This window comes from Amycolatopsis sp. lyj-84 (assembly GCF_046549075.1).
Taxonomy (GTDB): Bacteria; Actinomycetota; Actinomycetes; order Mycobacteriales; family Pseudonocardiaceae; genus Amycolatopsis.
Genome location: NZ_JAJPWO010000009.1, coordinates 76477 through 98569, shown reverse-complemented (window position 1 = coordinate 98569; position 22093 = coordinate 76477). Strand labels below are relative to the sequence as shown.

The window sequence follows — 22093 nt, the reverse complement described above, 5'->3', positions numbered from 1 at the left end:
GCTTTCACCCGACCATACCGTCTTCGACCGGTAAAAGGGACCGCGCCTCATCGCGGGAGTGGGTCAACGGCGGCTTGATCAGTGCCGGATTGTCCTCACGTTCGCGTGGCGATGGGAATGGTGATGCAGGAGGGCTGGTCCACCGTGCTCGAAATGGTGAGCGTGGTGGTGTCCGCGTTGGCGTCGGCGAGGAATTTGTCCTTGGTGTCCACGACGAGTCGCAGGAAACGCCCGGCGCGGATGAGGTAATCGGTCAGTTGGAAAGGTATGTCGATCGTCACCGGAACGCCTGGTTCACGATCGAGGATGGAGTAGGCGGCGCTGGTGATGATGCGGTCGAAGTTCTTGCCCGGGGGGATGGTGAAGGGTTCCGCGGTCGCGTCGAACAGGTACGCGACAACGGTCGCGTCCTTGTTCTGCGGTGTCACCGTGAGCCGCATCCGCACTTCGCCGCTGATGCGCTGGTCGTCGCCGAAGGGCGGGCAACTCCAGATCGCGGCGTTCTTCCTGGAGATGTTCCTGGTGCCGTAGCGGCGGAACTGGGCGAGGCGTTCGCTGATTCCCCTCTGTATCAAGGTGTCGGCTATCTCGGCCGAGGTCTCCTCGACCTGGACGGTGTGGCTCCAGGATGATCCGGTCCCTTGGGGGTCGAGGCCGCCGTCGGTATCGGGACTGGGGGCGTGGAGGTGGAACGGCACCGGCGCGTTGGTGAAGTCCTCCCAGGTGCGGTAGCGATGTGCGTCGGCGTAGGGATAGGGCATCGTCTCCACGACGACGGGATCGGTCTCCTGCTCGCCCTCGTCCCGCAGGTGCAGGTCGAACCAGTTCATGGCGGCGACGGTGGGTCTGCTGTACTCACCGGCGAGGCCGGTGCCCTCGGCGTTGCCGTGGTCGCCGACCTGGACGATGAGTTTCTTGGAACCGACGGTCAGGCTGTTGAAGAGATCCACCACGCTGTTGTTCGAGAAAATGGTTTCGTGCCAATAGGTGCAGAGCAGGATCGCCAGGTCCGGCCGGTTCAGTTCGTCGAGGAACTCGGGTTGGATCGGTGAGCGCTTGTCGGCGAAGGCCCGCAGCTGTCCGATCTCGACGTTGTCGGCGATGTGCTGGAAGACCTGTTCGGTTTCGGCGTTCAGCCTGCTCACCCCCGGCATCGGATCGGGCTGCGGCTGAGGCGGGAAGGAGGGGAGGGACGGTGGGCCCGGCCAGGTCTGGAACAGGCCTCGGAGCGCGTGGAAGGCTTTGATGTGCCTGGTCTCGTTCTCGTAGAGCGATTTGAACAGGTCACCCCACGCGCTCATGGCGACGACCGCCTTCACCCGCTTGTCCTTGGCGGCGATCAGAAGACTCTGACCCGCTCCATACGAGGCGCCTGCCATGCCGACGCGACTCAGGTCGGCCGCCTGGATGTGCTCGGAAACCCAGTCGATCACCGCCGTTCCATCCGCCTGATCACGCGGGCCGGCGACGTCGATCTTCCCGCCGGAGTGGGAAAGGCCGCGCTCGCTGTAGGCGACGACGACGTATCCTTTCGCCGCGAGATTGGCCATGAAGCCTTTCTTCAACAGAGGATAGAATACGGCGTAGGCCCGCCAGCCGATCGGCGCCAAGGGTGCGGGCAGGACGATCAAAGGATATTCTGCGGGCTGGGCATTATCCGGCAAGGCGACGCAGGCATCGAGTTCCACGGCCCTTCCGGGAAATTCGGGGTCTTCGGCTACTTCGATCTTGACGGGATGGAAAGAAACCGGGATATCAGCCGTGGGTATTGTGCCGAATACCGCATCGAAATCGGACAAGAGTTTCCCCTTCGCTTCGTCACGCCCGTTCGAACCGAGAACTCCCATACTGGTCGGTGCTCGTCGCGACGGGCAAGGAACCGTTCGGGTGGCTTGCCGGTCAACGGCCAAGAGTGTCTTCGCAGGGTGGTAATAACATTAATCGGTGTCGACCCGACCTGTTCCTGAAATAGATCGAGACGTGGATGAGGTCGTGGTGGCGGCCGGTGAGGTTGGCTTGGTTCGCGACTCGCCGCCGCACGCGCGGCCTCGGGGCGGCCGGAGGCGGGATCGGCCCGATGCCGTGCGAACAACGACAGCGAGGTCGAGGATCTTGCCGTTCTTGTCGAAAAGTTCGTTCCGGACAGGTCGAGTCCGCCGTCGATCCGGATGCCGCTCGCCGCTCACGATCATCCGGCGGCGTGGCCTTGGCGCAGCACCTGCCCGCCTGTGAGTGCTGTGAGTGGCCTCGATCGGCGGCCGGCGGCCGCCGATCCGAAGTCGACGGCGGGATGAAGCCTTCGAGAACGAGAAACGACACATCGCCGTCGGTTTCCGAATCGCGCGAGCGCCTGTTTACCAACGGGCGAACCGATCGGCAAGCGACGATCGTCGTGTCACCGGCGCCGGCCATTCCGTTACAGGCAACCGGGTGAATATGAGAATTTCCGTTCTTTGCAAGGCTCGGAAAGATCGAAAGTCCACCGAAACCGGGTGTTTTCCGGGGTTGCACGGCCCGGTGCACGTGCGGACGGCCGTGCTGTCCGAATCGTGGGAGTTCGATCAGGCAAGATCAAAATGCTGTTTTCGCAGTTAATGGCGCTGCGGACGGGAAGATGATGTTCCGTGCGTGCCATCGTTTGATATTTCGAGTTTGAGCCGTCGTGGCGGTGGGAACCAGCAAGCGCGGCCACTGAAGCGGTCTCCGTCATCAGGCGGCCTGAACAGGGAAAATTCGAAGAGAGGGGCTTTGCTTGATTGTTCTGCCGGGCTCGGTGGTCCGGCAGCTGAAACATCTCGGCTTCACCACTTCTTCACGCATCCGGCGATCGACGGGTGTGTTACTTCGACTACGCCTGCCGCGACCGTGATGCGCGCCACCATTTCAATGCGTGGAGCGAATTGACAGCGGTTCAAGAAATTGTTCCGGCGATCTAGTCACCTTGCGTCACGCGGGAGGCTTTTCGGTCGATCGCCGCTTCCCACCTTTGGCGGTACAGACGATCTCGGGCGCCCGGCACCGTGATGTTTCCGGCCCACTGTGGACATGAGCCACGGGGCAGGGGGGCAAAGATCGTGACGCGGGACAAAGAACCGCGGTCATCACTCATGAGTTCGTGTCGAATATGGAGGATCGAGTCATGACGCCTGTGCAGGAAAACTACGACTGTTCGAGCCGATATCCGGTGACAACGGGGCAGCTTCAAGATGTCCTGGCCCGGCTGGCCTGTTCGTACGGTGTACCGGGGGCCCAGCTCGCGATGCTGCGCGACGGCCTGAAAACAGTGGTCCAGACCGGTGTCGAACATCAGGACAGACGGAGACCGATGGACACGGCTTCCGCCGTGCCGATCGGTTCGATCACCAAACTGGCCACCGCGACGGTCGCGATGGTGCTCGTCGCGGACGACGACCTCGAACTCGACCAGCCCGCCGGTGAGGTGCTGGGTGTCACCGGGCTCGACGACCGGTTCACGCCACGGCGCCTGCTGAGCCATACCAGCGGCCTGCCCTCCGATCCGGCCGACGTCACCGCGGCGTGCCTGCGCGAGATCCGCGCGGCGGACCCGGTGTGCCCGCCGGGTTCCGCGTTCTCCTATTCGAATCTGGGCTACTCGCTCGTCGGCTCGCTGATCGAAGCCGTGACCGGGATGACCTGGCGCGAAGCCGTCGAGGCGATACTCCTGCGCCCGTTGGGGATCGAGCCCGCGTACGCGGACAGCCCCCGGACGGTTTCCGGGCACGCCACCGGACCCGGCGGCGCCCGGCCGGTCGAACAGGCCTTGCCGCCGCTGCTCGAACCCGCCGGCGCACTGGCGCTCAGCGCCGACGACCTCGTCGAACTCGGCCGGGTGCACCTGGGGAAGCCCGGCCTGCTCGACGTCGTGACCGCCGCGGACATGCACGGACGGATCCCCGGCGCCGAACCGTTCGGTCTCGCCGACGGCTGGGGTCTCGGCATCGCCCATTACGACGGCGAAGACGACGTCTGGCTCGGCCACGACGGCACCGCCGACGGCACTTCGTGTCACTTGAGGATCGATCAGGCCGGTGCCTGCGTGGTCGCGTTCACCGCGAACGGCGCCGCGGGCACCCGGATGTGGCAGGACCTGATCACCGAACTTCGCGCGCTGGGCTTGGAACTCCCCGCGCAGCGCCCTCCGGCGACGACCCGGCCGGTCCCGATCCCGGCCGGTGACTTCGGCACCTACCGCAACGGCGCCATCGACTACACGATCCAAGGCGACGAGAACGGCGGCGCGATTCTCGTCGTCGACGGTGAGATCTTCCCCGAGCTCACGCTCCACGACGACGCCACCATCGCGGTCCGCGACCCGGCCACCGGTGATGCGACGCCTTGCGGCCGGTTGCGCGGCGCGCCCGGCAAGGCGACCGCGATCGAGGTCGGCGGCCGTCTCGCCGGACGTCGCTGACGCGTTTCCTCCACCCCGTCCCCTTTGCCCACTTCGGTGGGATTCCTTGTTGTGCCTGGAAGGTGCGAAAGACGATGACCGTGCGAGACACGGCGGCCGCCACGGACGCCGAGAGAACCGTCGCCCTGCCGGAACTGTTCGCCGACAGGGTGCGTTCGGCCCCGGACGCCGTCGCCGTCGACGGCGAGGTCAGGCTGACCTACGCCGAACTGGCGGATCGCGCCGGACGGCTCGCCGCACACCTGCGACGGCTGGGACTGCGAGCCGAGGACCGGGTCGGGGTGCTGATCGAGCGATCCGCCGAACTGGTCGTGGCGGAGCTGGCGATCGTGCTCGCGGGCGGCGTCTACGTGCCTCTCGACCGGCGTGCGCCGGACAGCAGGGTGCGGCTGACACTGGCCACGGCCGGTGTGTCGCTGGTGGTGACCGACCAGCCCGAGCGGTCCGCGAGCATCCACAGTGGACACGTCGTGATCGCCGGACAACCACTTCCGGAGCCGGAATCGGCGCTGCCGCGGGTGGACGCCGACCAGCTGGCCTACCTCATGCACACCTCGGGGTCGACCGGGACGCCCAAGGGGGTGGCCGTCCGGCACCGTGACGTCGTGGCGTTGGCCACCGACAGCCGGTTCACCGGAGACGCGCACCGCCGGGTGCTGTTCCACTCGCCCGCCGCGTTCGACGCCTCGACCTACGAGCTGTGGGTGCCGCTGCTCAACGGCGGGACGGTGGTGGTCGCGTCACCCGGCGACCTGGACGTGGAAGCACTGCGGGGAACCCTGTCGCGGCACCGGGTCACCGCGCTGTGGCTGACCGCGGGCCTGTTCCGGGTCGTCGCGCACGAGGCGCCGGACTGCTTCCGCGGCGTGCGGGAGGTGTGGACCGGCGGCGACGTCGTCCCGGCCCCGGCCGTACGGCGGGTGCTGCGTGCTTGCCCCGGTTTGACGGTGACCGACGGGTACGGCCCGACCGAGACCACCACGTTCGCCACGTCCCACCCGATGTCCTCGGTGGCCGGTGTCCCCGACGCAGTGCCGATCGGGCGCCCGCTCGACGGCGTTCGCGGACAGGTCCTGGATTCCGCGCTGAACCCGGTCCCGCCGGGAGAGCCGGGGGAGTTGTACCTCGCCGGGGCCGGCCTGGCGCGAGGCTACTGGGGCAAGCCGGGCGCGACCGCCGACCGGTTCGTCGCCGATTCCGACGTGCCCGGCGACCGCCGGTACCGCACCGGGGATCTGGTGCGGTACAACGAGAGCGGTGAGCTGGAGTTCCTCGGCCGCGCCGACGATCAGGTCAAGGTCCGCGGCTTCCGGGTGGAACTCGGCGAGATCGAATCGGTGCTCGCCGCCGCACCCGGCGTACAGGAGAGCGTCGTCGTCAGCCGCGAGGAGCGGCCGGGCGTCAAACGGCTGGTCGCCTACGTCGTCGCCCGGCCGGGCGAGGTGCTCGGGGACCTGAAGCAGGTCGCCGCCGCGTCGCTGCCGGACTACATGGTTCCGTCGGCGTTCGTCGTGCTCGACACGCTTCCCCTGAGCGCCAACGGGAAGGTCGACCGCCGCGCGTTGCCCGCGCCGCCGGAGGACCGGGTGGCCGGTGAAGCCGAGCCGCGGACGGAAACCGAACGAACCGTGGCCCGGATCCTCGGTGACGTGCTCGGGGTGAGCATCACCGCCACCGACGACGACTTCTTCGCCCTCGGTGGCGACTCGATCCTCGCCGTGCAGGCGTTGTCGCGACTGCGCCGGACTTTCGGCGCGAACCTGTCGGCGCGGGCGGTGTTCGACGCCCCGGACGTCGCCGGACTGGTGCGACTGCTCGACGAAGCGCCCCGGAGCGACGAAACCGCGATCCCCGTCGCGGCGACGTCGGACGTTCTCCCGCTCTCCCCGGCCCAGCGGCGATTGTGGTTCCTCGACGAACTGACCGGTGGCAGCGCGGAGTACAACACCGCGGTCGGTCTCCGGTTGTCCGGTCCGCTGGATCTCGATGCCCTGCGCGGAGCACTGGCGGAGCTCTGCGCACGCCACGAATCCCTGCGGACGACCTTCGATTCCGTCGAGGGCGAGGGTGTCCAACGGATCGCGGACACGGGCGGGATACCGCTGCGGATCGCGGAATCCGCCGCGGACGACGCCACCTTGACGGAGGAGCTGAGTGCGCCGTTCGATCTGCGCAGCGGCCCGCTGACCAGGGCCACGCTCTTCGCCCAGGGCCCGGACGAACACCTGCTCGTGCTGTGCCAGCACCACATCGTCACCGACGGCCGGTCGATCGGTGTCCTGACCGGCGAACTGCTGGACTTCTACGCCGGGATCAGCCCGCCCGCCTTGACGCTGGGATACCGCGACTACACGCTCTGGCGGCAGCGGTCCGCCAACGCGGATCAGCTGCGGTATTGGCGGGAGAGGCTCGACGGCCTCGAGCCGCTCGCCTTCCCGGCCGACCGGCCGAGGCCGCCTCAACGCAGCACCGAGGGCGCCGTGCACCGGCACGACCTGCCCGCCGAGCTGGTCGGAGAGCTCACCGCCGCGGGACGTCCGCACGGCGCGACGCTGTTCATGACGCTGACGGCGGCGGTACAGGTGCTCCTGTCCGCTTACGGCGGCCAGCGTGACATCGCGATCGGCACCGCGGTCGCCGGCCGGGACCGGCCCGAATGGGAAGCGCTGACCGGATTCTTCGTCAACACCCTCGTCCTGCGCTCGCAGGTCGACCGGACGCGGCCGTTCGCCTCGTTCCTCTCCGGCTTCCGGGAGACGGTGCTGGAAGCGTTCGCGCACGGCGACGTCCCGTTCGACCGCGTCGTCGACGAGGTGCAGCCTGAACGCGATCCCTCGCGAACGCCGCTGGTCCAGGCCGTCGTCGTCCTGCAGACCCCGCTCGTCAACCCGCGTGAGGTCGCGGGCCTGACGGTGAGCGAGTACGACCTGCCCCGGCCGTCGGCCCGGTTCGACCTGGTCATCGAGTTCTGGCCGCGGCCGGACGGCCTGCGGGTCACCGTCGAGTACGCCACCGCGCTGTTCGACAGCGAGACGATCGAACAGCTGACCGCGAGCCTGGAAGCCCTCCTCGCCGGGATCGCCGCCGACCCCGGCCGCCCGGTGGGCGACCTTCCGCTGCTCACCGCGGCCGACCACCGGTCCCTGCCCGCGCCGGACCCCGCCCCGTCGATGACCATCACGCGGCTGTTCGACCACCACGTCGAGCAGCATCCGCACGCCCCTGCCGTGCTCTTCGGTGACGACAGCCTCGACTACGGCGAACTGCGTGCCCGCGCCGATCGGCTCGCGGGGCGGCTGATCGCGCTCGGCGTGCGCCCGGAAGACCGGGTCGGCGTGCTGATGGACCGCTCGGCCGACCTGGTCGTGGCGGTGCTCGGGATCCTCAAGGCAGGCGCCGCCTACCTGCCGTTGGACCTGCGCGCCCCCGCCGATCGCCTCCGGCTGCTTCTCGACGGCACGGCGGTCCTGCTCACCGACGAGACCTGGCAAGACACCGCCGCCACCGTCCACAACGGACACATCCTGACCCTGCCCGCCACCGGGGACGCGGCCACGGTCGTTACCGATCCCGCGAACCTGGCCTACGTCGAGTACACGTCGGGCTCCACCGGCGTGCCGAAGGGAGTGGCCGTCCGGCACGCCGACGTGGTGGCGCTGGCCACCGACCCCCGGTTCACCGGCGGTGCCCACGAACGCGTGCTGCTGCACTCGCCCCTGGCCTTCGACGCCTCCACCTACGAACTCTGGGTCCCGCTCCTGAACGGCGGCACCGTGGTCGTCGCGCCGCCTGGGGACGTCGACGCCGATGTCGTGCGGGACCTGACCGCACGGCACGGCGTCACCGCGCTCTGGCTCACCGCGGGCCTGTTCCGGCTCTTCGCCGGTGACACCCCGGAATGCTTCCGGGGACTGCGGGAAGTCTGGACCGGCGGTGACGTCGTCCCGCCCGGGGCGGTGCGCCGGGTACTGGACAGCTGCCCCGGTGTCGCGGTCGTCGACGGCTACGGTCCGACCGAGACCACGACGTTCGCGACCTCGTTCCGGATGGCGTCCGCCGACGCGGTCCCCGAGACGATCCCGATCGGGACCCCGCTGACCGGCATGCGCGTCTACGTCCTCGACGAAGGCCTGCGTCCGGTCCCGCGCGGCGCGCTCGGCGAGATCTGCGTGGCCGGTCCGGGGCTCGCCCGGGGTTACGCCGCCCGGCCCGGCGCGACCGCCGATCGTTTCGTCCCCTGCCCGTTCGGCGCTCCCGGCGAACGCATGTACCGCACCGGGGACCGCGGACGGTGGCGCGCCGACGGGACGCTCGAGTTCGCCGGCCGCGCCGACGACCAGCTCAAGATCCGGGGCTTCCGGGTCGAACCCGCCGAGGTCGAACGCGCGCTGAGCGCCGAACCCGAGGTGGCGCAGGCGGTGGTGACCGCGCGCACCTCCGGTGGCCGCAAACACCTGGTCGCCTACGTCGTGGCGGCCGACGGCTCCACAGTGGACACAGATGTCCTCCGCGGCACCCTCGGCCAAACCCTCCCGGACTACCTCGTGCCCTCGGCGTTCGTCGTCCTCGACGCGCTCCCCTTGAACGCCAACGGGAAGGTCGACAGGCGCGCCCTGCCGGAGCCGCGGTTCGAGTCCGCCGAGAGCGGGGGAACGGCGCCGAGGACCGAGCGGGAAGCCGTGCTCGCGGGAATCTGGGCCGACGTCCTCGGCCTGGACCGCGTCGGCGTCGAGGACAACTTCTTCGCTCTCGGCGGCGACTCGATCCTCAGCATCCAGGTCAGCGCGCGGGCTCGTCGGGTCGGGCTGGCGATCACCACGGCCGACCTGTTCCGCCACCAGACCATCGCCGCGCTCGCCCCGACCCTGACCGACGTCTCGGCGAAGCCGGACCAAGGGCCCGTGTCCGGGGACGTCGTGGCGACCCCGATCCAGCGCTGGTTCTTCGACACGATCCCCGACCCGGACCGGTTCGACCAGGCCATCACGGTCGAACTGGCCGCGGGCACCGACGAGGCCGCGCTCGCCACCGCCTTCGCCACGCTGATCGAGCACCACGACGCGCTGCGCACGAGGTTCACCCGCGACGGTGACCGATGGCGTCTGCACGTCACCGGTCCCGAAGCCGGGCATTCGCTGCTGCACTGGTCGCTCTCCGGCCCGCCCGAGCGGCGTTTCCTGCACCTGTCCGCCCACCACCTGGCCGTCGACGGGGTGTCGTGGCGGATCCTGCTCGACGACCTCGACCGGGCGTACCAGCAGGCCGATCTCGGGCCGCGGACGACTTCGTTCCGCGAGTGGGCCGCGCGGTTGTCCACGTTCACCGAAGACGGCGGCTTCGACGACGAACTGGAGCACTGGCGCGCGATTCCCGCCGCCGCCCCGATCCCCGTCGACGGGACCGGCGCCAACACCGTCGCCCGGACGCGCGCGGTCACGGTCCGGCTGACCGCGGGGGAGACCAAGGCCCTGCTGCGGCAGGTGCCCGACGTCTACCGGACGCAGGTCAACGACGTCCTGCTGACCGCGCTCGGCCGGACCCTGCGGGAGTGGACCGGCCAGGTGCCGGTGATCGATCTGGAAGGCCACGGCCGCGAGGAACTGTTCGACGGCGTCGATCTGTCGCGCACGGTGGGCTGGTTCACCAGCCTGTTCCCGGTGGCGCTCGACGTCCCGGACGACTGGGGCAAGGCGCTCAAAGCCGTGAAGGAGCGGCTGCGGGCGGTCCCGCGACGCGGCATCGGCTACGGCGCCTTGCGCTACCTCTCCGGTACGGCCCCGGCCGTCGACCCGCAGATCAGCTTCAACTACCTCGGCCAGTTCGACCTGCCCGGCGAGCTCTACACCGGGGCGCCCGGCGAACTGTCCTTGGACGCCGACCCCGGCGGCGTCCGCCCGCATCTGCTCGACGTGGTCGGCCAGGTCACCGGCGACACGCTGGAATTCACCTGGCACTACGCGGAAGGCGTGCACGATCAGGCCACCGTGATCCGGCTGGCCGCCGGCATGCTGGAGAACCTGCGTGGACTCCTCGGGCACTGCGCCGAACCCGGCGCGGGCGGGCGGACACCGTCGGACTTCCCTTTGGCCGGCCTCGATCAGTCCACTCTGGACGGTCTCGTCGGTGACGGCCGGGACGTCGAGGACGTCTACCCGCTGACGCCGATGCAGGCGGGCATGGTGTTCCACGGGCTCGCCCAGCCCGGCGACCGGAACTACTTCGAACAGGTCTCCTTCGCCCTCGACGACGTCCCCGACCCCCATGCGCTCGGCGCGGCCTGGCAGCGGGTGGTCGAGCGCACGCCGGTGCTGCGCAGCCGGATCGTCTGGGAGGGAGTGCCCCGGCCGCTGCAGGTCGTGCGGCGCTCCGTCGAGGTCCCGGTGTCCTATCCGGACTGGTCCACAGTGGACGCCGAGGAGGCGATGCGACGGCGGCTGGCCGAAGACCTCGCCGAGGGACTCGATCTGACGCGTGCCCCGCTCATGCGGCTGGTCATCGCCAGGGAATCCGCGACGTCGGTCCGCGTGATCTGGACCTTCCACCACGTGCTGCTCGACGGTTGGAGCGTCTTCGGGGTCCTCTCCGACGTCCTCGCCCTGCTGCGCGGCGACGAGTTGCCGACGCGCCGTCCGTTCCGCGACTACGCCGCCTGGCTCGCCGCGCAGGACGACGCGGCGGCCGAAACCCACTGGCGGGCCGAACTCGCCGGGGTGACGCCGACTCCGCTGCCCGGCGACCGCGGAACCCGCGCTCACTCGGCCAGCTCGACCGCCCGGATCCCGATGGAGCTCGACGACGCCGCGACCGCCGGGATCCAGGCATTCGCGCGACGGCACCACCTGACGCTCAACACCATCGTCCAAGGCGCCTGGGCGGTCCTGCTCGCTCGCTACAGCGGCGAGTCCGAGGTGTGCTTCGGTGCGACGGTGTCCGGCCGCCCGGTCGAACTGCCCGGCGCGGACGACATCCCCGGCCTGTTCATCAACACCCTGCCGGTGCGGGTGAAGCTCGACCCCGAGCGCGGTCTCGTCGACTGGCTGCGGGAACTGCAAGCGGCACAGGCGGAATCACGCCGCTTCGGTCACGTCGGCCTGCCGCGGCTGCAGTCCTGGAGCGACGACGGCGGCAGCCTGTTCGACAGCATCATCGTCTTCGAGAACTACCCGGTCGCGGATCTGGCGGGGTTGCGCGACGTCCGCGCGGACGAGCGCACCAACTACCCGCTCGGCGTCGTCGCGTACCCGGGCCGGCGGCTGTCCCTGCTGCTGACCCACGATCCCTCGCTGATCAGCCCGGAGCTGGCCGGGCGGCTCGCCGGGCACCTCGGAACGCTGATCCGCGGCTTCGCGGACGCACCGCACGAGCCGGTGACGCGGGTGCCGATGCTGGCCGAGCCCGAGATCCGGCACCTGCTCCGCGAGCGGAACGCCACCGCCCGGGAAGTGCCCGCCGGGACGGTGCCCGAGCTGTTCGCGGCGTGTGTGCGCCGGAACCCGGGAGCCGTCGCGCTGGTGACCGACGAGCGGAACGTCACCTACGGCGAACTCGACGTCCGCGCGAACCGGCTGGCGAACCGGTTGCGCGAGCTCGGAGTGCGGGCCGAAGACCGGGTCGCGGTGCTGATGGACCGCTCGCCCGAGCTCGTCGTCGCCGAACTCGCGATCGTCAAGGCGGGCGGCGCCTACCTGCCGCTGGACCTGCGCGCGCCCGCCGAGCGGTTGCGGCTGCTGCTGAGCGAAGCCGGGGCCGACGTCCTCGTCGCCGACCAGGCCTGGCTGTCCACCGCCGAAGAGATCCACGACGGGGTGATCGTCACCGGCGCGGACGGCTCACCGGAGACCCCGCCCGCCGTGACGGTCGACCCCGAGCAACTCGCCTACGTCATCTACACGTCGGGTTCGACCGGGAAGCCGAAGGGTGTCGCCGCGCGGCATCGCGACGTCCTCGCCCTGGCGGCCGATCAGCGCTTCGTGGCCCACGACCGGGTTCTGCTGCACTCGCCGCAGGCGTTCGACGCGTCCACGTACGAGCTGTGGGTGCCGCTGCTGAACGGCGGCACGGTCGTCCTGGCCCCGCCGGGCGACCTCGACGTCCACACCCTCGGCCGGGTGATCACCACGCACGAGGTCACCGGGGTCTTCATGACGACCGGCCTGTTCCGGCTCGTGGCGCAGGAAGCACCGGAGATGTTCGCCGGCGTGCGGGAGGTCTGGACCGGCGGCGACGCCGTGCCCGCCGTCGCGCTGCGCCGGGTCCAGGACGCGTGCCCGCGCACCCTGGTCGCCGACGTCTACGGCCCTACCGAGACCACGACCTTCGCGACCGTGCACCCGCTGCCCGGCGAGATCCCCGACGTCGTGCCGATCGGGGCACCGCTGGACAACACCCGCGGCTATGTCCTCGACGACGCCCTCCGGCTCGCCCCGCCGGGCGCCCCGGGCGAACTGCATCTCGCCGGAGCCGGGCTCGCGCGCGGTTACCTCGGGCGTCCCGGGCTCACCGCCGACCGGTTCGTCGCGGATCCGTTCGGGCCGCCGGGGGAGCGGATGTACCGCACCGGCGACGTCGTGCGCTGGAACGACGAGGAGGCCCTCGAATTCGTCGGCCGGGTGGACGAACAGGTCAAGATCCGCGGCTTCCGCGTCGAACCGAGCGAGATCGAGGCCGCGCTGGGCGAGCACCCGGACGTCGAACAGGCGGCCGTGCTGGCCCGCGCGGACGGCGGCGTGAAACGGCTGGTCGCCTACGTCGTCGGCGAAACCGAAGGGCTCGGAGAGTTCCTGGGACGGACCCTGCCGGACTACATGATCCCGGCCGCCTTCGTGCGGCTGGAGAAGTTCCCGGTCAACGTCAACGGAAAGCTCGACCGCACCGCCCTGCCCACCCCCGACTTCGGGGTCCGCGACCACGTGGCGCCGCGGACCGACCGCGAACGCGTGCTCACCGGCATCTGGGCCGAGGTGCTGGGCGTCGAACGGGTCGGCGCGACCGACGACTTCTTCGAACTCGGCGGCGACTCGATCCTCAGCATCCAGGTGGTGTCGAGGGCCCGCCGCGCCGGGCTCGAACTGCTGCCCGGCGACCTGTTCGCCCACCGCACCCCGGCGGCGCTCGCCGCCGCGGCGCGCACCGCCACGGAGGCCGTCGAACGCGGACCGGTCAGCGGCGACGTACCGCTCACCCCGATCCAGCGCTGGTTCTTCGCGACCCAGACCGCCGATCCGGGGCACTTCCACCAGTTCGTCCACTTAGGACCCGAAAGCATCGATCCCGCCGCGGCCCGCAAGGCCGTGGACGCGCTCCTCGAGCACCACGACGCCCTGCGGATGCGGTTCACCGACGACGGCCGGAGGCAGGAGAACGGTCCCGTCGGCGCCGAGACACCGCTGATCCGCCTCGACATCTCCGAGGACGACGTCACCCTCGCCGTGCACCACCTCGTCGTCGACGGCGTCTCCTGGCGAGTCCTCACCGAGGACTTCGACAGCGGTTACGCCCAAGCGCTGCGGGGCGAGCCGATCGACCTCGGACCGCGCACGACGTCCTTCCGTGAGTGGGCGATCAAGCTCGCCGAGCACACCGCCGACGGCGGATTCGACGACGAACTGGCGTACTGGCGCGGCCTTCCCGGCGACACCTCGATCCCGGTCGACGGCGAGGGAGAGACCACGGTCGCCTCGATGCGCGAGGTCACCGTGCGGCTTCCCGAGGCGGAGACCGAAGCGTTGCTGCGGGAGGTGCCCGCCGCCTATCGCACGCAGGTCAACGACGTCCTGCTGGCCGCGCTCGGCCGCGTGCTGCGGGACTGGACGGGCCGGGTCCCGGTGATCGACCTCGAAGGACACGGGCGCGAGGATCTGTTCGACGACGTCGACCTGTCCCGGACGGTCGGCTGGTTCACCAGCGTCTTCCCGGTCGCGCTGGACGTCCCGGACGACTGGGGTGTCGCGCTGAAGTCGGTGAAGGAGGGGCTGCGGGCGGTTCCGCGACGCGGGATCGGCTACGGCGCCCTGCGCTACCTGGCCGGGACCGCACCGGAGATCGACCCGGCGGTGAGCTTCAACTACCTCGGGCGGTTCACCTCGGGCAGGCTGGAATCCGACGAGAGCGAACGTTCGGCGCGAGCGCATCTGCTCGACGTCGTCGGCCGCGTGGAGTCCGGCGAACTCGAACTGACCTGGTACTACACCGACGGCGTCCACCGCGAGTCCACTGTGGACGAACTGGCCACGGCGATGCTGGCGGCGTTGCGGGAGATCGTCGCGCACTGCGCCGCCCCGGGGGCCGGCGGGCGGACCCCGTCCGACTTCCCGCTGATCGCCCTCGACCAAGCCACGGTGGACGCCCTGGCCGGTGACGGCCGCGCGGTCGAGGATCTCTACCCGCTCACGCCGATGCAGGCGGGCATGGTGTTCCATTCCCTTTCCCAGCAGGAAGAACGGCTCTACTTCCAGCAGGTCGGGTTCGTCCTCGAAGGCGCCGGTGACGTCGAGGCGCTGGTCGGGGCCTGGCAACGGGTCGTCGACCGCACGCCCGTGCTGCGCACGCGGGTCGCCTGGGAGGGCGTGCCGGAACCCGTACAGGTCGTGCGGCGGAAGGTGACCGTCCCGGTCACCCGGCTCGACTGGCGTGGCCATACTCCCGCTGGACAAGAGCGGTTCTGGCAGGAGGTCCTGGCCGCAGACCGTGCCGAAGGGCTCGACCTGGCCGGGGAATCCTTGCTGCGGCTGACCTTGGCGCGGCTTTCGGACACGGAAGTCCGCGTGCTGTGGACGTTCCACCACCTCCTGCTCGACGGCTGGAGCGTGTTCGGGGTGCTGTCCGACGTCTTCGCCGCCTACGCCGGGAACGAAATGCCCGAGCGGCCGCCCTTCCGCGACTACGTGGCCTGGCTGGACCGCCAGGACGACACCGAGGCGGAACGGCACTGGCGCCGCGAACTCGGCGACTTCACCGCTCCCGCCCGGCTCACGGCTCAGGACCACACGAGCCGGTCGGCCGAGTGGCTGCGGGTGCCCGTCGAGAGCTCCGCGCGGCTCAAGGACGCCGCGCGGAAGGCGGGGCTCACGATGAACACCGTCCTGCAGGGCGCGTGGGCGCTCGTGCTGTCCCGGCTCACCGGCGAACGCGACGTCTGTTTCGGCACCACCGTGTCCGGCCGTCCGGTCGAACTGGCCGGTGCCGACGACATCACCGGCATCTTCATCAACACGCTGCCGGTGCGGGTCGCCACCGAGCGCGCCCCGGTCGCGAAGTGGCTGGCGGAGTTGCAGGACAGGCAGGTGGAGTCGCGCCGGTACGGGCATCTGCCGCTGACGAAACTGCAGGCGTGGAGCGGAAGCGACGGCGGTCTGTTCGACAGCATCGTCGTCTTCGAGAACTACCCGATCGACGCCGCGACGAAGGCGTCGGACGGGCTGCGGTTGCGCGACGTGGACGCGGCCGAAACGACGAACTACCCGATCAGCGTCGTCGCCTCGCCGGGGGAGCGGCTGACCCTCGACGTCGGCTACGACACCGAGGTCTTCGACACCGCGATGGCCGAGCGGATCACGCGGCAGCTCCTCGGCGTGCTCGACGCGTTCGCGGAGGACCTGAACCGCCCGCTCGACGGCATCGATCTGCTCACCGAGGCCGAACGGCTGCAGATCCTCGGCGACTGGAACGACACCGCGCACCCCCTGCCGGAAGGAAGTCTCGCCGAGCTCTTCGCCCACCAGGTCGCGCGCACTCCCGGCGCGGTCGCCCTCACCGGCGACGACGTCCACCTGACGTACGCGGAACTGGACGAGCGCGCCGACCGGCTCGCCCGGCATCTGGCCTCCCTCGGCGCCGGTCCCGAAACGGTCGTCGGCGTGCTCATGGATCGCTCCGCGGACCTGGTCGTCGCCGAACTCGCCATCATCAAGGCCGGCGCGGCCTACCTGCCGCTGGACACCCGGGCGCCCGTGCCGCGGCTGACGATGTTGCTGGACGGCGTGCCGATCCTCGTCACCGACCGGGCTCGTACCGCTTCCGCTGTCCACAAGGGACAGATCGTCGTCCCCGACGGCCGGACCGCGGACGTGCCGCTCGCCCCGGCGTCGCCGGACAACCTCGCGTACGTGATGTACACGTCGGGTTCGACGGGGAAGCCGAAGGGCGTGGCGGTCCGCCAGCGTGACGTCGTCGCCCTGGCGGCGGACCGGCGGTTCGCCGCGCACGAGCGGGTCCTGCTGCACGCGTCGCCCGCCTTCGACGCCTCCACCTACGAACTCTGGGTCCCGCTGCTCAACGGCGGCACCGTCGTCGTCGCGCCGCCCGGTGATCTCGACGTGGACACCCTCCGGCGCGTCATCGCCGGGTACGAGGTCCACGGGGCGTTCTTCACCGCCGGTCTGTTCCGGTTGCTGGCGCAAGAGGCACCGGAGACCTTCCACGGCATGCGCGAGGTCTGGGCGGGCGGCGACGTCGTCCCGGCCGCCGCGGTCCGGCGGGTGCGGGAGGCGTGCCCGGGCACGGTCGTCGTCGACGGCTACGGTCCGACCGAGACGACGACCTTCGCCACCTCGCACCGCATCCCGGACGACGTTCCCGGCGTCGTGCCGATCGGGAAGCCGCTCGACAACATGCGCGCCTACGTCCTCGACGCGGAGCAGCGACTCGCGCCGCAGGGCTCGCCCGGCGAGCTGTACATCGCCGGGGCCGGGCTCGCCCGGGGGTACTTCGGCGATCCGGCGCTGACCGCCGACCGGTTCCGGCCCGACCCGTTCGGCCCGCCGGGGGAGCGGATGTACCGCACCGGCGACCTCGCCCGCTGGAACCCGCGCGGAGAACTGGAGTACACCGGCCGCGCCGACGAGCAGGTCAAGGTTCGCGGCTTCCGGATCGAGCCCGCGGAGATCGAAACCGCGCTGACCGCCCATCCCGGCGTCGGCCAGGCCGCCGTCCTGACCAGGCAGGACCAGGGCGTCAAACGGCTCGTCGCCTACTACACCGGCGACGCGGACGGCCTCGCCGGATTCCTCGGGCAGACCCTGCCGGACTACATGGTCCCGGCCGCGTTCGTCCGGCTCGGCCGGTTCCCGTTGACCGCCAACGGGAAGATCGACCGGCGTGCCCTGCCCGCCCCGGACTTCGGCGACAAGAGCGCCCGGACCGCGCCGTCGACCGAGGCCGAACGGGCCCTCGCCGGGATCTGGGCGGACGTCCTCGGGGTCGCGGAAGTCGGCGCCGAAGCCAACTTCTTCGAGCTGGGCGGCGATTCGATCCTCAGCATCCAGGTCGTGTCGCGTGCCCGCCGCGCCGGGCTGATCCTGTTGCCGCACGACGTCTTCCGGCATCCGACCCTCTCGGCGCTGGCCGCGCACGCCGGTGGCGACACCGGGCCGCTGGCCGAGCAGGGGCCGGTCACCGGGACGGCGCCGCTCACCCCGATCCAGCACTGGTACTTCGCCACCCAGCCGGAGCGGTTCGACCAGCGAGTGGTGCTGGAGTTCACCGAGGATGTGGACGAGGCCGCGCTGCGCCGCGCGCTGGAAACCGTCTGGGCGCACCATGACGGGCTGCGGCTGCGGTTCGAGCGCGGCCAGGGCCAGCACGGCGATCCGGTCCGCGCGGTGGATCTGCTCACGGACGGGATCGCGTTCGACCTCGAACGGGGCCCGCTGCTGGCGGCGGTGCTCGACGGACGGCGGCTGACGCTGGCCGCGCACCACCTCGTCATCGACGGCGTTTCCTGGCGGATCCTGCTGGAAGACCTGGAAACCGCCTATCGCGGCGGCGAACTCGGGCCGAAGACGACGTCGTACCTGGCCTGGGCCCGGCGGCTCGCCGATCATGCCGCCTCAGGTGGTTTCGACGACGAACTGGTGCACTGGCAAGGGATTCCGGCGGTGCCGGCCGACGATCCGGCCAGGATCGCCGACACCGGCGAAGTGACCGTCCGGCTCACCGCCGAGGAGACCCGCGCGCTCCTGCGGGACGTGCCCGAGGTCTACCGCACGCAGGTCAACGACGTCCTGCTCGCCGCGCTGGGCCGTGTACTGCGGGACTGGACCGGGCAGACCCCGGTGATCGACCTGGAGGGCCACGGCCGCGAGGAACTGTTCGACGACGTCGACCTGTCCCGCACGGTCGGCTGGTTCACCAGCATGTTCCCGGTGGCGCTGGACGTCCCGGACGGCTGGGGCGCGGCACTCAAATCGGTGAAGGAACAGCTCCGGGCCGTGCCGCGGCGGGGGATCGGCTACGGCGCCCTGCGCTACCTGACCGGCACCGCGCCGGACATCGACCCCCAGGTCGGCTTCAACTACCTCGGCCGGTTCGACGACGCCGAGGAGGGCGCGTTCCGGACCGGCGCCCTCGACGCCGACGTGGACCCGGCCGCGTCCGCCGCCCACACGCTCGACATCGTCGGCCGCGTCGTGGCCGGGACGCTGGAGCTGACGTGGGCGCACGTCACCACCCGGCACCCCCGTGACACCGTCGAAGACCTGGCGGAACGGATGCTGACGGCCTTGCGCGAGATCATCGCGCACTGTGCCGCACCGGAAGCCGGTGGCCGGACCCCGTCGGACTACCCGCTGGCCGCCCTCGATCAGTCCACAGTGGACGCACTGGTCGGCGACGGCCGCGCGGTCGAGGACGTCTACCCGGTCACGCCGATGCAGGGCGGGATGGTGTTCCACGGGCTTTCCCAGACCGCGCAAGGCATGTACGTCGAGCAGGCGACGTTCGTCCTCGAAGGTGTCACCGACCTCGACCGGCTCGCCGACGCGTGGCAGCGGGTCGTCGACCGGACGCCGGTCCTGCGGACGGAGTTCGTCTGGGCCGGGGTCGAGGAGCCCCTGCAGGTCGTGCGCCGCGAGGCACGGCTCCCGGTCCGCCTGTTCGACGAGCCCGGTCAGGATCTCCAGCGGCTCCTTGCCGAGGATCGCGAACAAGGGCTCGATCTCGCGGCCGCGCCGCTGATGCGGGTGGCGCTGGCGCGGTTGTCGGCGACCGAGGTCCAGGTGCTGTGGACGTTCCATCACGCGCTACTCGACGGCTGGAGCGTCTTCCACGTCCTTTCCGATGTCTGCGGTGCCTACGCCGGGCAGACCCTGCCCGCCAGGCCGCCGTTCCGCGACTACCTCGCGTGGCTGGACGGCCTGGACCGGACCGACGCCGAACGCTTCTGGCGTCGGTCCCTCGCCGGCGTCGAGGGACCGACCCCGGTTCCCGGCGACCGGGTGCCCGCGGCCGGGCACATCGCCTGTTCGTCCGACTGGCTGCCCGTCCGGCTGGACGAGGCCGCCACCGCCCGGCTCGACGCGTTCGTCAAACGCCACGGCCTCACCCCCAACGCGGTCCTGCAAGGGGCCTGGGCGCTGCTGCTCGCGGCCTACAGCGGGCAGGACGACGTCGTGTTCGGGTCCACCGTCTCCGGCCGCCCGCCCGAGGTGACGAACGTGGACGAAATCACCGGCATCTTCATCAACACGCTGCCGGTCCGGATCGGGATCGGCCGCGGCACCCGGGTCGCCGAGTGGCTCGCGGATCTGCAGGCGGGGCAGGCGGAGGCTCGCCGCCACGGACATCTGCCGCTCGCGCTGGTCCAAGGCTGGGCGGACCTGCCAGGGGGAGTGAACCTCTGCGAGAGCCTGGTGGTGTTCGAGAACTATCCGATCACCGACGCCGAAGCCGGGCACGGCCTGACCGTGCGTGACCTTTCGGCGCGGGAGACGACGAACTTCCCGCTCACCGTCGTCGCCTCGCCGGGCCGTGAGCTGACCGTCGACCTGGGGTACGACCCCGCCCTGTTCGACGCCGCCACGGTGACCCGCCTGGCCGGGCATCTGCTCACACTGCTGCGGGAGCTGGTCGAAGACGGCGACCGCGCGGTCGCCGCGGTGTCGATGTCGACTCCGGACGAGGAGCTCCTGATCGCAGGGTGGATGGAGACCGGTGCGGAAGCCCCGGCCCGGTCGCTGCCGGAGTTGTTCGCCGAGCAGGTCCGCGCCAGGCCCGACGCGGTCGCGGCCGTCCTCGACGGTGAGCAGGTCACCTACGCCGAGCTGAACCGGCGAGCGAACCGGCTGGCCAACCGCCTGATCGGGCTCGGCCTGCGGCGGGAGGAACCGGTCGGTCTCGCCACCGGCAGGGCGGGCACCGTGGTGGCCGAACTGGGCGTGGTCAAGGCGGGCGGGGCCTACCTCCCGTTCGACACCCGTGCCCCGGCGGAACGCCAGAAGGCACTGCTGGACGGCGTCCGGTTCGTCGTCTCCGACACGGACCACCCGCACAGCATCCGGCTGTCCTCTGTGGACAACGAGCCGGACGGTGATCCTTCCGTCGTCGTCGATCCCGACCAGCTGGCGTACGTCATGTACACCTCCGGGTCCACCGGCACGCCCAAGGGCGTCGCCGTCCGGCATCGTGATGTCGCCGCCCTGGCCGGGGACAGCCGGTTCCGCGGCGGGGCGCACGAACGTGTCCTGCTGCATTCCCCGGCGGCCTTCGACGCCACCACCTACGAACTGTGGGTGCCGCTGCTCACCGGCGGCCGCGTCGTCACCGCGCCGGAGGGCGACCTCGACGCGCACCGGCTGCGGACCTTGATCCGCGAGCACGGCCTGACCGGGATGTGGCTCACCGCGGGCCTGTTCCGGGTGCTGGCGCAGGAAAGCCCGGACTGCTTCACCGGCCTGCGCGAGGTGTGGACCGGCGGCGACGTCGTGCCCGCCGAAGCCGTGCGGCGGGTCCTGGGCGCCTGCCCGGGTCTGCGCGTCGTCGACGGGTACGGCCCGACCGAGACGACCACTTTCGCCACCGCCCATCCGATGGACGAGACGGTCCCGGACCGGATCCCCATCGGCAGGCCGCTGGACGGGATCGTCGCCCGCGTCCTGGATTCCGGCCTGAGGCCGGTCCCGCCGGGAGTGCCGGGGGAGCTGTACCTCGCCGGGGCCGGACTCGCTCGCGGATACCGGAACCGTCCCGGCCTGACCGCCGACCGCTTCCTCGCCGCCCCGGCCGGACAGCGTATGTACCGCACCGGCGACATCGTCCGCTGGACCGGCGAAGGCACTCTCGAGTTCCTCGGCCGGGCGGACGACCAGGTGAAGCTGCGGGGGTTCCGCGTCGAACCCGGTGAGGTCGAGGCCGTGCTGGCCCGGCATCCCGCCGTGACCCAGGCCGCCGTCGTGGTCCGCGAGGACCAGCCCGGCTTGAAGCAGCTCGTCGCCTACGTCGTCTCGGACGCCGGCGAAGAGACACTGCGCGCCTCCTTGGCCGGGGCGCTGCCCGATTACCTGGTGCCGTCGGCGTTCGTCGCGCTGGACCGGATCCCGGTCAGCGCCAACGGAAAGCTCGACCGGAAGGCACTGCCCGCCCCCACCGCGGCGGTTTCCGGGCACGTCGAGCCGGAAACCGAAACCGAACAGGCGCTCGCCGGGATCTGGGCCGACGTGCTCGGGGTGGACCGGATCGGCGCCGACGACAACTTCTTCGCACTGGGCGGGGATTCGCTGCGAAGCCTGCACATCGCGGCCAAGGCCAGCGCCTTGTTCGCCGTCCGGCTCACCCCGGCCGACGTCCTGACCGCGCGCACCGTCGCGGGACTGGCCGGAACGGTCGAGGAACTCATCTTGGGCGAGCTCGAAAACCTCGCCTCCGAAACCGAAGCGTGAGGACGCCACC

Annotated in this window: 3 protein-coding genes; 2 read left to right on the top strand and 1 reads right to left on the bottom strand. The window is 70.7% G+C overall.

The window, feature by feature from the left end; genetic code table 11:
- Positions 1-95: 95 nt before the first annotated feature.
- Positions 96-1799 (bottom strand): CocE/NonD family hydrolase, encoded by a 1704-nt coding sequence (locus tag ACLJRM_RS26445; RefSeq protein ID WP_410664566.1) that lies wholly within the window; start codon positions 1797-1799, stop codon positions 96-98.
- A gap of 1340 nt (positions 1800-3139) precedes the next feature.
- On the opposite strand from ACLJRM_RS26445, the gene ACLJRM_RS26440 reads away from it, so the two are divergent.
- Positions 3140-4432 carry a serine hydrolase domain-containing protein gene (locus ACLJRM_RS26440; RefSeq protein WP_233224174.1) on the top strand — a complete coding sequence of 431 codons (1293 nt, stop codon included), beginning with the start codon at positions 3140-3142 and terminating at the stop codon, positions 4430-4432.
- An 80-nt stretch (positions 4433-4512) separates the two neighbouring features.
- The gene (locus ACLJRM_RS26435; RefSeq protein ID WP_410664732.1) at positions 4513-22083 is read left to right on the top strand and encodes a non-ribosomal peptide synthase/polyketide synthase; all 17571 of its coding nucleotides are present in this window, start codon (positions 4513-4515) and stop codon (positions 22081-22083) included.
- Positions 22084-22093 lie beyond the last annotated feature (10 nt).